A 14960-nucleotide genomic window follows, 5' to 3' on the forward strand; every position below is an offset into this window, starting at 1 on the left:
GCGGCGTGGCCAGGGCATGACCGCCGTCAGCTCACGGGCACCGCGAGGTACTGGTACTCCAGGAACTCGTCGATCCCCACCCGGCCGCCCTCGCGGCCCAGCCCCGACTGCTTGACGCCGCCGAACGGTGCGGCGGGGTTGGAGACGAGACCCGTGTTCACGCCCACCATGCCCACCTCCAGCCGCTCACTCACCCGCAGGGCACGATCGAGGCCCTCGGTGAAGACATAGCCCACCAGGCCCCAGGGGGTGTCGTTGGCACGGCGGATCACCTCGTCCTCGTCGTCGAAGGTCAGGATCGCGGCGACCGGGCCGAAGATCTCCGTGTCCATCAGGCGGCTGCCGGGATCGACGTCGGCCAGCACGGTCGGCGGGTAGAAGCTGCCGGGGCCTTCGGGCGTACGGCCTCCGGCGAGCACCCGCGCCCCGCGCTCCACCGCGTCGGCGACCAGCTCCTCCACCTTGCCGCGCCCCCTCCTGTCGATCAGCGGACCGACGTCGACGCCCTCCCGGGTGCCCGGACCGACGACCAGCGCGGCCATCCGCTCGGCCAGCCGCCGTCCGAACTCCTCCGCCACCGAGCGGTGCACGAAGAAGCGGTTGGCGGCCGTGCACGCCTCGCCCATGTTGCGCATCTTGGCGACCATCGCGCCGTCCACGGCCTTGTCCAGGTCGGCGTCCTCGAAGACGACGAACGGCGCGTTCCCGCCCAGCTCCATCGAGGTCCGCACAACCGCCTCCGCGCTCTGGGCGAGGAGCAGCTGCCCCACGGCCGTGGAACCGGTGAAGGACAGCTTGCGAATCCGCCCGCCGCGCAGGAGCGGTTCGCACACCTCCCCCGCACGGGAGGTGGTGACGACGTTCAGCACGCCGTCCGGCAGCCCGGCCTCCTTGAGGATCGCGGCGAGAGCCAGGCTGGACAGAGGGGTCTGCGGGGCGGGCTTGAGCACCATCGTGCAGCCGGCGGCGACCGCCGGTCCGATCTTGCGGGTGCCCATCGCCAGCGGGAAGTTCCACGGGGTGACCAGCAGGCAGGGGCCGACCGGGCGGCGGGAGAGCAGCATGCGGTTGCGGCCGTCCGGCAGCGTGGCGAGGCCGCCGTCGATGCGCACGGCCTCCTCGGAGAACCAGCGGAAGAACTCCGCCGCGTACGCCACCTCTCCCCTGGCCTCGGCGAGCGGCTTGCCCATCTCGGCCGTCATCAGGTGGGCGAGCTCGTCGGTGCGCTCGACGATGATCTCGTAGGCGCGGCGCAGGATCTCGCTGCGCACTCGGGGCGCCGTACGCGCCCACTCCTCCTGCGCCTGCACGGCCGCTTCCTCGGCGAGCTTCGCGTCCTTGGCGCCGGCGTCGGCGACGTGGCAGAGGGTCTCGCCGGTGGCGGGGTCCTCGACGGGCATGGTGGCACCGTCCGCAGCGTCCACCCAGGCGCCACCGATGAACAACTGCGTGGGTGTGTCGGTCATGAGTTCTCTCCTGGTTGTCCGGGTCGGTCGGCGGCGGGGTCGAGCAGTTCCGCGAGGTGCAGGGCGCGGATGCCCCCGCCTCCGGCGAGGTGGTCGATCTGAGTGGCGCAACTGAATCCGTCGGCCACGACGACGGCCGGTGTCCGCGGGTCGATGTCGTCGAGGCGTGGCTTCAGAGCGAGGTCGGCGACGGCCATCGAGGTGTCGTAGTGCTGTTCCTCGAAGCCGAAGTTGCCGGCGAGCCCGCAGCAGCCCTCGGCCTCGTCGACCTTGCCTACGCCGAGGCGGCCGAGCAGGTCGCGGGGGTGGCGGCCCTTGAACGTGGCGTACTCGTGGCAGTGGGTCTGCAGCACGACGTTGTCCGGCAGTTCGGGGGGCGTCCAGCCGGGTGCGGCGAGATCGGTCAGGGCTCCGGTGAGGGTGTGGACGCGGGCCGCGACGCGCCGGGCGGCGTCGGTACCGAGGAGTTCGGGCACGTCACGCTTGAGCGCTGCGGCGCAGCTGGGCTCCGCCACGACGATGGGCCGGTCGTCGCCGTTGTCCAGGCGGGTGACCGTACGGGCCATGATGCGGCGCGCCACGGACAGCTGTCCGGTGCTCACCCATGTCAGGCCGCAGCACAGGTCGTCCTCCGCCGTGCAGGGCAGGCCGGCATCGGCCAGTACGCGGCTCGCCGCTCCGGCCACGTCGGGGCGGAAGGCGCGGGTGAAGCTGTCGACGAAGAGCAAGGCCTTCGCCGGCTCACCCGTCCTTGCCGCGCGCAGGGCCCGGCGAATGTCGTGCCGGGAGGAGAAAGCGGGGATCCGGCGTTTTGTGGTCACGCCGCCGAGGCGCGCGAGCAGCCTCCCGACGGGCCCGCGCAGCAGCGCGTTCACCGGGCGGGCCGCGTAGCCGACGAGCCTGGACGTCAGGGGGAGCCAGCCCAGTGAGTAGTGGGAGCGGGGCCTGACTCTGCCTTTGTAGTGCTGGTGCAGGAACTCCGCCTTGTACGTGGCCATGTCGACGCCGACCGGGCAGTCGCTGGAGCAGGCCTTGCAGGACAGGCACAGATCGAGGGCGTCCCGCACCTCCGCGGAGCGCCAGCCGTCCTGAACGGTTCCGCCCCGCACCATCTCCTGGAGCAGACGGGCCCGGCCCCGGGTCGAGTCGTTCTCCTCCCCGGTGGCCCGGTAGCTGGGACACATCACGCCGCCCGCGTCGCTGCGGCAGCGGCCGACACCGACACAGCGGCGTACCGCTCCCGCGAAGCCGTCCTCGTCGTGGGGGAAGGAGAAGAGGCTCTCGACGGGCAGCAGCGAGGGGGTGTGCAGCGCCAGGTCGGCGTCGAGGGGAGCCGGGGCCACGATGACGCCGGGGTTGAGCAACCCCTCCGGGTCGAAGACCTCCTTGAAGGCGGCGAACGTCCGGATCATCCGGTGGCTGTACATGACCTCCAGCAGCTCGCCCCGGGCCCGCCCGTCGCCGTGCTCGCCCGACAGACTTCCGCCGTGCTCGACGACCAGGGCCGCGGCCTCCGTCAGGAACCGGCGGGTGGCGGCCCGCCCCGTGTCCGTGGCGAGGTCGAAGTCGATGCGCACGTGGACACAGCCCGCGCCGAAGTGGCCGTACAGCACGCCGGTCAGGCCGTGCGCGGCCAGCAGCTTGCGGAAGTCGCGCAGGTAGGCGGCCAGGTTCTCGGGCGCGACGGCCGCATCCTCCCAGCCGGGCCAGGACTCCGAGCCGTCGACGAGCCGGGCGGCGAGCCCTGCCCCGTCCTCGCGGACCCGCCACAGCGAACGCCGCTCGGCCGGGCTGTGCACGACCCGCCCACCGGTCATCCGGCCCTGTGCTCCGAGCACGCCCAGCAGTTCGTCCGCGCGGGCGTCGACGGCCGCCTGGTCGTCGCCGTCGAGTTCGACGTAGAGCCAGGCACGTCCCTCGGGGAGGCCGGTGACGGAGTCCGGACCGCGCCGGGCGCGCATGGTGGCGACGATCGCCTCGTCCATGCCCTCGACGGCGGTGGGGTTCCAGCGCAGGATCTCGGGGACGTCCTCGGCGGCGTCGACCACGTCGTCGTAGCCGAGGGTGAGCAGGGTGGAAGCCTGTGCGGTCGCCACCAGGCGGACCGTCGCCGCGGTGACGACCGCACAGGAGCCCTCGGTGCCCACCAGTGCGCGGGCCATGTCGAAGCCGTGTTCGGGCAGCAGGTGGCGCAGTTGGTAGCCGGAGACCTGGCGCGGTACCCGGCCCAGCTCGGTGCGGATCGACGCCAGGTTGCCGTCGATCAGGCGGCGCACGTCTGCTTCCAGACCGGCGACGCGCCGGACGGCGTCCGTGTCGTCCGGGTCGGCGGCCCGCAGTCCGGTGCGGTCGGCGACGGCCCGCACGCCGTCGGCCGTCACGATCTCCAGCGCCTCGATGTGGCCGCTGGTGCGCCCGTGCCGTACGGATCGGTTGCCGCACGCGTCGTTGCCGATCATGCCGCCGATGGTGCAGCGGCTGTGCGAGGAGGGATCGGGTCCGAAGGTGAGCCCGTGCAGGGCGGCCGCGGACCGTAGCGCGTCCAGGATCACTCCGGCCTCGACGCGCGCGCTACGCGCCTCGACGTCGATGTCCAGAATCCGGTTCAGGTACCGGGAGAGGTCCAGCACGACGCCAGGTCCGACGGCGTTGCCCGCCATGCTGGTGCCGCCGCCGCGTGCGGTCACCGGGATGCCTGTCTCACGGCAGGCCCGCACCACCGCGACGACGTCGTCGGCGCTGCGGGGAAAGACCACGGCCCTCGGCGGGACCCGGTAGTTGGAGGCGTCGTAGGCGTAGGGCCCGGTGGAGCCTGGGCCGGTCTCCACCCGCAGGCCGGGAGCGGTCTCGGCGAGCCGCGCGACCAGCGGCTCCAGGGCCGTGGTGGTATCCGTCATCGCGGTGCCGCTCCCGATGTGCCGACCTCGACCGCGGTCGCCCACGCCCGCAGGCCGTCGTCCACCGCGGTCTCGTCGATGACGAGTGCCGGGATCATGCGTACGACCTGGTTCCAGGCGCCGCACTGCAGCAGGAGCAGGCCCTCGTCGACGGCGGCGCGCTGCACGCGGGCGGCGGTCTCGGCGTCGGGGCTGCCGTCCTCGGTGACGAACTCGGTGGCGAGCATGAGGCCGAGGCCGCGCACGTCGCCGATACCGGGCGTCCGGTCGGCGACCTCCTCCAGCCCCTGGCGCAGCCGCTTGCCCATGGCCTCGGCGTTCTCGACGAGCTTCTCGTCGCGTACGACGTCGAGGGTGGCGCACGCCGCGGCGCAGGCGACGGCGTTCGCCCCGTACGTCCCGCCCTGCGAGCCGGGCCACGCCTTGCTCATCAGCTCCTCGGAGGCGGCGATGCCCGACAGGGGGAAGCCGCTGGCCAGGCCCTTGGCGGTGACGAGGATGTCCGGGGTGACGCCGAAGTGGTCGTGTCCCCAGAAGCGGCCGGTACGGCCGACACCGGTCTGCACCTCGTCGAGCACGAGAAGGAAGCCGTGGCGGTCCGCCCGCTCGCGCAGGCCCTCCATGAAGGTGCGGTTCGCGGGGACATAGCCCCCCTCGCCGAGGACCGGCTCGACGATGATCGCGGCCGTGTCGGCGGGCGAGGAGATCGTCTGAAGGGTGTAGTCCAGTTCGTTCAGGGCGAAGCGGGTCGCGGTCTCCTCGTCCCAGCCGTAGCGATAGGCCGACGGGAAGGGGGTGACGACCACGCCGCTCATCAGCGGGGAGAAACCGGAGCGGAAACGAGTACCGGAGGTCGTCATGGAGGCGGCGGCGACCGTGCGGCCGTGGAAGCCGCCGTGACAGACGATGACGTTCGGGCGCCCGGTGGCCTGGCGGGCCAGGCGCAGCGCGGCCTCCACCGCCTCGCTTCCGGAGTTGGTGAAGAACAGGCTGTCCAGGCCGGCCGGCAGCACCTCGCCGAGCTTGTCGACCAGGCGGCGCAGCGGCTCGTGCATGACCGTCGTGTACTGGCCGTGGATCAGCGAGCCCACCTGCTCCTGGGCCGCCGCCACGACCTTGGGGTGGCAGTGGCCGGTGCTGGTGACGCCGATGCCGGCGGTGAAGTCGAGGTAGCGGCGGCCGTCCTGGTCGAAGAGGTGGACGCCCTCGCCCCGGGCCGCCACCACGGGCGTAGCCTGGCGAAGGTGCGGCGACAGTGCGGTCATGTTCGTCTCCCGGCCTCGGTGTTCGGTCTGCTGCGGTCCGCTGCGGTCTCCCGAGCATCCCCGCGGGCGGCGGGTGCGCCAACGCGCGATCTGTCCGGCCGGTACGCGACATCCGGACGTTGTGTCAGCCCCGTCGGTGGGCACGCCGGGCACCGATCACTCACGGACCGCTCTTGCGCAGGTCAGAGACGCTTGTCACTGTGGCCGGGCACTCTCCCGGGCTCCGGGCCGAGTTCGAGCAGGGACCCTCATGGAGAGACCGTGAACGACAACCACCCGGCCGGCCAGGGGCCCGCCCGTCCGCTCACCGTGGCCGATGTCCTGGCGCTTCCCGTCCTGGCCGCCGGACTGCCCCAGGTCGTCACCGGCATGGCGGACATGGACCGACCGGTCCGGTGGGTCCACATCACCGAGCTGACCGACCCCGCGTCGTTCCTCAGAGGCGGCGAACTCGTCCTCACCACCGGAATGCCCCTGCCGCAGGACGCGGCCGGCGTGCGCCGGTATGTCGACGAACTCGCCGACGTCGGCGCCGCGGCCCTGGTCATCGAACTCGTACGCCGCTATCACCGCCCGCCGGAGCCTCTCGTCGACGCATGCCGCCGTCGCGGCCTGCCCCTCGTCGCTCTGGCCAAGGACGTCAACTTCCTGGAGGTCACTCAGGTCGTGCACGCGCTCCTGCTCGGCAACCAGGTGGAGGCGATGCGCCGCACGCAGCGCATCCACGAGGCATTCACCACCCTGACTCTGCGCGGTGCCGGGCCGGAGGAGGTGGTGCGAGCGGCGGCGGAGATGAGTGGGCGCACGGTCGTCCTGGAGAACCTGGTACACCAGGCCCTGATCTGCGAGCCGTCCGGGCTCACGGTCGAGGAGGCACTCGCCGACTGGGAACGGCGCTCCAGGGCCACCGGGCCTGGCGACAGCACGGCGGTACGCGCTCCGGAGGGCTGGCTGACCGCCTCCGTCGAGTACCAGGGCGAGCGCTGGGGTCGTGTGGCCATGCTCCCGGCGCGCACCGAAGGCGCAGCGTTCGGGCCGGAGGAGATCACCCTGCTGGAGAGGACCGCGATGGCCCTGACCGTCGCGCGCCTCATCCACCCCACTCCATGGGAAAGCACCGCGCACCGCAACGCCCTGCGCGACCTCGTGGAGCAGCGCCACCGCTCCGCGGGGGACGCCCGCGCCCGCTGCTCCGCACTGGGCCTGCCGGCCGATCGCGGCCACTTCGTCGCAACCTTGGTGGATCTGCGTGCGGGGGAAGGGGTGCCCGAGATCGAGTCCCTTCTGCTGCGGGAGCTGAGTATGGCGGGCGCGCCGGCCCTGGTCGGCGAACTGGCCCCCGACCGCCTCGGTATCCTGCTGGCTCTGCGCGCCTCCCGGACCTGGCGCCCCCTCGTCGAGCGTCTGTCCGGCTCGGTACTGAGCTTGGCCCCGGAGGCGGTCGTGAGTGTCGGCTCCGAGGTCACGGATCTCACCGAGACCGCCCGCTCCTTCCGCGAGGCGGCCCGCGTCGCCGAGGCCACGCCACCCCGTCAGCCTCTGCCGTCGGACCGCTCCTTCCACGAGCTGTCCGACATCGGTCTGCGCCGCCTGCTGTACGCCGTCCGTGAGGACGCCCGGATCCAGGAGTACACCGAACGGCAGCTCCGGCGCCTGATCGACCACGACACCCAGCACGGCACCGACCTGTTGACGACCCTGCGCCACTACCTCGACGCGGCCGGCAACAAAACGACCGCCGCCCGTCGGGGAGGCCTCTCCCGCGAAACCATGTACCAACGGCTGCGCACCATCGAGCGTCTCCTCGCCCGTGACCTCGAAGCGGGCGACCAGCGCACCGAGCTCCACGTGGCACTCACAGCACTCGATGTGTCTCGGGCCGGCTGACGTAGCGGCCCGGTCCGGCTGATGACAGGGACGCTGCACCGTCGTAGCTCAGCAAGGGGGTGTGCGTGTCGGTTGAGCGCGGCCTCTTGAGCGCATCGACGCTGTCCCTTCCGCCCATGGTCTGTCATGGGCATCCGCGACGAGGAGCACCGGCCGATGCGTACGGACCTGCGGACCTCCGTGGCGGACGGCTCGCACCGCACCGCCTGAAGCGAGTCCCCGAGGGCGCCGAAACGCCCGTCCCTACACCCACTGCCTGCTCACCGACAGCCCGGCACTGACCCGGCACCCTTCGGCAAGGGGCACGACCGGTATTTCTCCATCCGGCTCGACGAATACGCCTGCGGCGCCCCGGTCGGACGGCTGCCGAAGCATCGGCGTCGAGCCGTACCTGCCGGGCCTGCCGGCCGATGTCGACGCCGTCGCCCGGCACGCGGCGGACGGCCGCCGCCGACACGTCCTGATCAACCACACCGCGGGCGCCGTACCCCTGCCGAATCTGGCCCACAGCGGACGATGCCGAGGAGTGGTCAGGGTCACATGTTCGAACGAGAAGCAGCCATACTCGGACCTGGCGCCGCCGCTGACCACGCCGAAGCAGGTCTGCCGCCGATGACCGAGCTGGCCGCCGCTGTCGCCCAGGGTCACACCGATGCCGCCGCCCGCGCAGAACACCGATCCGGCCTTCAGCGAGGTGGCCTGCACGCCGTCGAAGTCCCCAAGGCGATGCCTTTGCGGCCCGCGCACCCGCACACCCCCGTCCCCCCGAGGCTGCGCGCACGGGCTCGGCGGTACTACTCGGCGCCGACCGCACGCAGCGTGGCGAGCACCAGTGCCCGGGTGACGGTGACGATTTCGCTGACTCGGACCTGTTCCTGCGGGCCGTGCGCGAGGCGTACGTCGCCGGGGCCGTACTGCAGGGTGGGGATCCCCGCCCCCGAATACAACCGCAGGTCGCTGCCGTAGGGAGCGCCTCGCTCCGGCGGTCGTGAGCCGCCGGTGACGTCGGCGTGCGCGTCGCCGACCAGGGCTGCGAGCGGGTGTCCGGCGGGCAGCCGTCCGCTGGCGAACTGGCCTCCGGGCCACGTCACCGTGGCGGGGTGCGCGCGCAGCCACGGATCAGCCGCACAGGCTTCGGCCACGCACACCTCCAGTTCGGTGCGCGCCTGGACCGGATCCTCGCCCAGCCGGACACCCAGTCTTCCCTCGGCCAGCAGCAGGTCGGGCACGCTGCTGGCCCAGTCGCCGGCCCGGACGGTGCCCACGGACAGCGGGTAGGGAATGGGGTATTCGGCCATCAGCGGGTCGGCGCCGGTGTTGCGGCGGGCTTCGAGACGGGCGAGCGCGCGGTGGATGGGCAGGTAGGCGTCGACGGCGCTCATGCCCGCGTACCGGGTGCTGCCGTGAGTGGCACGGCCGGGTACCGCGAGACGGAAGGTCAGGGCGCCGGCGTTCGCGGTCATGAGCGCGCCGCTGGTCGGTTCCGTGATGATGCAGGCATCACCGGTGTGGCCGCGTTCGAGGGTGCCGAACGCTCCGAGTCCGCCGTCCTCCTCGCTGACCACGAAGTGCGCGGACACCTGGCCGCGCAGCCTCACGCCCGCTCGGCGTATCGCGGCCAGGGCGGCGAGTATCGCCACCACGCCCGCCTTCATGTCGCACGCTCCTCGTGCGTGCACCACGTCCCCGGTAACCCGGGGGCGAAAGGGGTCGCCCTCCCATCGCGCCAGGTCCCCGGAAGGGACGACGTCGACGTGTCCCTGGAGGACCAGGGTCGACCCGTCGCCCTGGGGCCGCGTACCACCCACCAGGCCCCACGCCTCCGTGCGCGGGGCCTCGCTGCCGGGAAATTGGGGATGGGCACGTAGCTCGGGCAGGTTCATGGACCACAGGTCGACATCGAGGTCCATCCGCTCCAGGTGCCGGGCCAGGACATGCTGCATCTCGGACTCCGCGCCGCTCCCCGTCACGCTCGGAACAACGAGAAGTTCCAGCAGCAACCGGCCGATGGCCGCCTCGTCCACCGCGGCCAGTGCCGAGGCTTCCCCATCGCTCAGGCTTGCTGTCATCTCAACACTGCTCCCGGCACGTGACATCAGAACAAGCCGGAGACTATGTTCGGCTGGTTGACGCAAGCAATCGCCATTTACTGCTGCCCTCTGTCGATTTCTTGCAATGTCAGCGTGTGCGTGGCGAATCCGTGCGTCGCGTCACAGGTTCCGACGTCTGGAGTGGGGTCATGGACGCCATCGATCAAGCGATCATCCGCTACGTGCTGCACAACGCACGTGCCACCTACGCCGACATCGGGAAGGCGGCCGGGCTGTCCGCGCCCGCCGCCAAGCGACGTCTCGACCGTCTGGAGGCCACAGGCGCGATCCGCGGTTACACCGCGCTCATCGACCCCCAGGCGTTGGCCTGGCACACCGAGGCTTTCGTCGAGGTCTACTGCACCGGCAATCCCACCCCCGCCGAACTACGCCAAGCCCTCGAAAACATCCCCGAGGTCGTCGAAGCGTGCACCGTCTCTGGCGCCGCCGACGCAGTCGTCCACATGCTCGCCAGAGACATCCCCCACCTGGAACAGGCCATCCAACGCGTGCGCGCCACAGCTCCTATCGAACGGACCGAGAGCGCCATCGTGCTCTCCCGGCTGTTGAACCGGCCTCGCGTGTGATCGACACCATGGGATCACCGCGAATGCAGAGACTCGCGTCGTGCACCGGCCAACGGTGACACCAAAAGGGGCCGCTCAAACGCTCAGTCACAGATCTGGGGATGGCCGGCGGAGTGGTTGAGCAAATCTGGGGTTGGCCCACTGGCCTCATCAGAGGTGCACTGCGATGGAGCGGCTGCGGTGACCTGCGACTTCTTCGGCCAGGAGGTGGGGCCCGTACGGGTCAGACGCTGTCGCGGTGACGGACCAGGCGGACCCGGACGTCACCCTTCGCCTGACCGAGTCCGTCCGGACCGCCGGTCCCGGCGGCGGGCCGTCACCGCACATCCCTCACCGGTGCGGGCCGTTCAGCGGGTGTCACGCCAGGCGCGCCGTCAGCGCGCGACACCGCCGGGGGACGTCGGCGGGGGCGGTCGGGGCGGGCACGGTGCCAGCGTGCGAGTGTGTCGCATCGGCCAGAGGCGTCTCGGGCAACGCACGGGACACCTGTCGGTGGCCGGACTGAGTGCCATGCGACCCGGCTCCCGCACCAGGCTGTGCCCTTGCCTACGCACCCACCCCGCGGGCAAGGGCAAACGCTGCGGCATGGCGAGCGCGACGGCATCGCACTGATCGAGCGGCGGTCAGCGGGCGGCCGGCCGGTCACCCCCGCGCGGCTGGCGGACGCGACCGCCTTGAGCTGCGCGTTGGCCGTATGGAACGCCGCAGGTCGTCTCGCCTTCGAGCAGGTACCGAACCGGCTTCAGCGTCGCTGCGCCGGGGCTCCCGCTGGCATCGCCGCCGCACTGACGGCGGCACGGGCGCGGAGGCCCCGCCGACGCGCGACCGAGCCGCCGACTGTTCTCTCAAGCCAGTCGGCCGTCGCGCTCACGCCAGGTCTTGCTAGGTGATGTCGCCGGAGTCGTCGTCGTTGTCGGCGTACCACCAGCTAGCGCACTGCTGGCTGCCGTTGCGCCGCAGGCAGGCCCGCACACCGTGGTGTGCTCCATCGATCCGTTCAGTTTGCACGAAGCCGTCGCGGGACGCGGTCGTCTCGCAGTAGTCATAGGAGCCCGCCTGCGAGTTGTTCCACCAGTAGTGCTCCGCACTTCCCGTGGCGACTCTGTGGGTCCGGTGGATGGAGAGGACGTCCCCGGCTCTTGCGCCGACCGTCTGGAAGAACGCGGCTCCGTTCCTCCGCTCGCTGTACAGCTTGATGGTCGCGCCGTGAAGTGTCACGGGATAGTGGGTTTTGATCTCGGCTGTCACCAGGATGTTGTTGTTCCGGTGACAGGCGTTCGCGGCGTGGGCGGTCGTCGGCGCAAGCAGCGGCACGGTTGTGGCCATGACAAGCGCGCCCATGACAGCGGCGTAGGTTCTGGATCTCATGCGGTGGATCAAGGCTTCCCCTTACTTACCTCGCCCCAGAGGGCGTTGGTCACCACTCAGACGCACGAAGGCAGCGAATGGTTGTGGCCACTTCCCGCTCACCCTCGGCGGCGGAAGTAGGACTGCGGCGACGGATCGGAAGCCGGTGTCACACAGGCCCAGTCGGCACGCGGCCTTCCACCGCAGGCCACATCATGGACCGCGTTGTCGCCGACCAACTGCCGATTCCGACCTCACCCGCAACGGAACCTCAACAACCCAAGTCAGCGGTTGAGTTGACGCATCCGTCCATCCGCCGGTGACCGGCATCAGTGACGTGTTGCTTGGCAGGGATTTGGCATGGAGATGCGGGATCCGAAGGTATGCGCTTGCCTAGCTTTTACTCCACGCGACTAGCGTGCATCCATGAAGTACACGCAGCTCGGACGCACGGGACTCAAGGTCAGCCGGCTTGTCCTCGGCACCATGAACTTCGGTCCGCAGACCAATGAGGCCGACAGTCACGCGATCATGGACGCGGCACTGGACGCCGGCATCAACCTCTTCGACACGGCGGACGTGTATGGCTGGGGCGAGAACAAGGGCCGTACCGAAACCATCATCGGCAACTGGTTCGCCAAGGGCGGCCGGCGGCGCGACAAGGTCGTCCTTGCCACCAAGGTGTACGGCAACATGGGCGCGGACGACGCGGCGTGGCCCAACCACGAGAAGCTGTCGGCGGTGAACATCCGGCGCGCCGTGGACGCATCGCTCCAGCGGCTCCAGACCGACCACATCGACATCTACCAGTTCCACCACATCGACCGGGACACCCCGTTCGAGGAGATCTGGCAGGCCGTCGACGTACTGATCCAGCAGGGAAAGATTCTCTACGTCGGGTCCTCCAACTTCCCGGGCTACAAGATCGCCCAGGCGAACGAGATCGCCGCCCGTCGCGGCGGCACCATCGGCCTCGTGAGCGAGCAGTGCCTGTACAACCTCTACGAGCGCCGCGCCGAGATGGAGGTGATTCCGGCCGCGCAGGAGTACGGCCTCGGTGTCATCCCGTGGTCGCCGCTACACGGCGGTGCGCTCGGCGGCGTGTTGAAGAAGCAGGTCGAGGGCGGTCGGCGCAGCGAGGGGCGGGCCGCGGGCGCCATGTCCGGCCCTGAGGTACATGCGAAGATCCAGGCATACGAGGACCTGCTCGACAAGCACGGTCTGGAGCCCGGTGAGGCCGCCCTGGCCTGGCTGCTCACCCGTCCCGGCGTGACCGGCCCGATCGTCGGCCCGCGCACGTTGGAACAGCTCGAATCCGCCCTGCACGCCGTCGAGTTGCAGCTGAGCGAGGAGTTGTTGGCCGGGTTGGACGAGATCTTCCCGGGACCGGGACCGTCTCCAGAGGCCTTCGCCTGGTAGCGGTGGCAGCCGCTTGGTTCGCAGTCGCCGCCACCGTCGCCGAGGCAGGTGCGGCGCTCGGCCTGCCGAGTGGCTGCCATTCATGACGACCTTGCCACGCAGGAGTCACTGCCCTGCGAGCAGGTCGTCCATGTCGGTTGTCCCCCTGCACACATCGAACGGGCCGCTCGGGCGCACGGCATCACCCTGGTCGCCCCGGTGGTCCTCGACAACAGCAGCCAGGCCAAGGCTGGCTCGTCGAGCTTCCCCAGCTCGGCCCTCCCCGTCGACTGGGACGACCATCAGGCATCTCACCTCCGCCACCCGGCCGAGAGCCCTCGCCCCGCTGCCCACCCGCGAACTCCACGAGATCCAGACGCACGACAGACTCGACCAGATGAACGAAGAGTGGCAGTACCGCTACACGATCCGGGCCAGCATCGAAGCCGCCCCCCTCTCGCAGTACGGCCGCGCCCACGGTTCTGCACGCCGCTTCTCGCTACCGCGGCCAGAAGAATCTCGCGTCCGGCACGTGCGCGCCACGCCGGCCGGCGACATCGCCCGTGTCGCGGACCGGCTCGGCACCGGACCCGGAACCCGACGCCGGACCACCCGCTTCGCACCCTGTGCTCAGCCGCATGACCCCGCCAACATCACCAACAGAGTGACGGTATCGGCGCACCCTGGCCCTGGGGATCTGACCGCAGCCGCGCCGCTTGTCCCGTCCCCAGGGCGTCGGATGACTACACCGTGGCGAATACCTGGACGGTGTCGCCCAAGATGTCCGCCACTTCCTTCCAGTCGGTGAGTGGAATCGTCAGGGGTGGCAGGAGCTTCAGAACACGCCCGGACCCCGAGGTCTCGGCGACGACGTCGGCGTGGAACAACGCCTCCCGCACCCGCTCGGCCGTCTCCGGGGCGGGGAAGCGCAATCCGCTCATCGCGCCCTTGCCGACGACTTCGACGGCACCCGCCGGAAGGGCGTCGGTGATGCTCGTGAGGCTGGTGCGGATCGCGACGGCCAGTTCGGCGGCGTGGTGGGTGAAGTGCGGGTCGGTCCAGTGGTCCAGGGCCGCGGAGCCCGCCACGAAGGCGAGGTTGTGGCCGCGGAAGGTGCCGTTGTGCTCGCCGGGTGCCCACTGGTCGATCTCGCGCCGGATCAGCAGGGCCGCCATCGGTAGTCCCATTCCACTGAGGGACTTGGACAGGCAGACGAGGTCGGGGCGTAGTTCGGGTGCGTCCTCGAAGCTGAAGAAGGTACCGGTGCGTCCGCAGCCCGCCTGGATGTCGTCCACGATGACCAACGTGCCGGTCGCGTCGGCGAGTTCACGGATCCGGGCCAGCCACGCGCGGGGAGCGGTGTGCAGTCCGCCCTCGCCCTGGACCGTCTCCAACAGGATCGCGGCGGGCGGGGGCGTCGCCGCGTCGGGGCCGAGGGCGTGTTCCAGGGCGACGAACGGATCGGGCTCGGTCGCGTCGCCGTACGGCAGGATCATGACGTCGGTCAGGGGCACCCCCGCTCCCCCGCGCAGCAGCGGGGAGGTCGTGGCCGCGAGGGCGCCGAGGGAGGCTCCGTGGAAGCCGCCGGTGAAGGCGATCACCTCAGTGCGGCCGGTGACCTTGCGGGCCAGCTTGAGCGCGGCCTCGACGGCGAGCGTGCCGGCCGGGCCGGGAAACTGGACGACGTGGTCACCGAGTCCGCGCGGCTGAAGGACGAGGCTGGTGAACCGCTCCAGGAAGTCGGCCTTGGCCGTGGTGTGCAGGTCCAGCGACTGCACCGGTCCGCCGGCCGTGAGGTAGGAGGTCACCCGTTCGACGATGGCGGGCGGGTTGTGGCCGTAGTTGAGCGATCCGGCCCCGCACAGCAGGTCCACGTAGCGGCGACCGGAGGTGTCCCACAGGTGGTGCCCGGCGGCGCGTTCGAACACGACCGGAAAGTCGCGGCAGTAGCTGCGTACGTTCGACTCGTGACGTTCGAACACATCAAGGGGTGTCCGGTCGGTCTCGGTCATCTCAGCACGTA

General features: G+C 70.8%; 10 protein-coding genes. 3 read left to right on the forward strand and 7 right to left on the reverse strand.

Annotated elements, in window-relative coordinates; translation table 11 throughout:
- Positions 1-26: 26 nt before the first annotated feature.
- From H4687_RS02065 to H4687_RS02075, 3 genes are read right to left on the reverse strand one after another with little or no spacing between them, the layout of a single operon-like run.
- Positions 27-1466, reverse strand: a complete 1440-nt coding sequence (locus H4687_RS02065) for an NAD-dependent succinate-semialdehyde dehydrogenase (RefSeq protein WP_046913883.1) — start codon at positions 1464-1466, stop codon at positions 27-29.
- Positions 1463-4363 (reverse strand): FAD-binding and (Fe-S)-binding domain-containing protein, encoded by a 2901-nt coding sequence (locus tag H4687_RS02070; protein ID WP_046913886.1) that lies wholly within the window; start codon positions 4361-4363, stop codon positions 1463-1465. Before H4687_RS02070 ends, H4687_RS02065 begins: the two co-directional genes overlap by 4 nt.
- Positions 4360-5628: an aspartate aminotransferase family protein gene (locus H4687_RS02075; protein ID WP_046913882.1), complete on the reverse strand. Its 1269-nt coding sequence runs from the start codon at positions 5626-5628 to the stop codon at positions 4360-4362. The genes H4687_RS02070 and H4687_RS02075 overlap by 4 nt, the downstream gene beginning before the upstream one ends.
- A 261-nt stretch (positions 5629-5889) precedes the next feature.
- Here H4687_RS02075 and H4687_RS02080 point away from each other — a divergent pair, with 261 nt between their 5' ends.
- A complete protein-coding gene (locus H4687_RS02080; RefSeq protein WP_046913881.1) occupies positions 5890-7515 on the forward strand; it encodes a PucR family transcriptional regulator in 1626 nt (541 codons plus the stop codon).
- A 243-nt stretch (positions 7516-7758) separates the two neighbouring features.
- On the opposite strand, the gene H4687_RS02085 is transcribed toward H4687_RS02080, so the two are convergent.
- A complete protein-coding gene (locus H4687_RS02085) occupies positions 7759-8220 on the reverse strand; it encodes a hypothetical protein (protein ID WP_143685517.1) in 462 nt (153 codons plus the stop codon).
- Positions 8221-8309: 89 nt separating this feature from the next.
- Positions 8310-9584 carry an ArgE/DapE family deacylase gene (locus H4687_RS02090; RefSeq protein ID WP_107082311.1) on the reverse strand — a complete coding sequence of 425 codons (1275 nt, stop codon included), beginning with the start codon at positions 9582-9584 and terminating at the stop codon, positions 8310-8312.
- Between the two features lie 170 nt (positions 9585-9754).
- Between H4687_RS02090 and H4687_RS02095 the strand changes: the two genes are divergently transcribed.
- Positions 9755-10192 carry an Lrp/AsnC family transcriptional regulator gene (locus H4687_RS02095; protein WP_046913878.1) on the forward strand — a complete coding sequence of 146 codons (438 nt, stop codon included), beginning with the start codon at positions 9755-9757 and terminating at the stop codon, positions 10190-10192.
- An 882-nt stretch (positions 10193-11074) separates the two neighbouring features.
- Here the strand turns inward: H4687_RS02095 and H4687_RS02100 are convergent.
- Positions 11075-11533, reverse strand: coding sequence for a hypothetical protein (locus tag H4687_RS02100; protein ID WP_046919399.1), 459 nt, complete (start codon positions 11531-11533; stop codon positions 11075-11077).
- Between the two features lie 432 nt (positions 11534-11965).
- Here H4687_RS02100 and H4687_RS02105 point away from each other — a divergent pair, with 432 nt between their 5' ends.
- A complete protein-coding gene (locus tag H4687_RS02105) occupies positions 11966-12958 on the forward strand; it encodes an aldo/keto reductase (RefSeq protein WP_046919400.1) in 993 nt (330 codons plus the stop codon).
- A gap of 722 nt (positions 12959-13680) precedes the next feature.
- Here the strand turns inward: H4687_RS02105 and H4687_RS02110 are convergent.
- A complete protein-coding gene (locus tag H4687_RS02110; RefSeq protein ID WP_046919402.1) occupies positions 13681-14949 on the reverse strand; it encodes a diaminobutyrate--2-oxoglutarate transaminase in 1269 nt (422 codons plus the stop codon).
- Positions 14950-14960: the final 11 nt, after the last annotated feature.

Source organism: Streptomyces stelliscabiei (genome assembly GCF_014873495.1).
Lineage (GTDB): Bacteria > Actinomycetota > Actinomycetes > Streptomycetales > Streptomycetaceae > Streptomyces > Streptomyces bottropensis.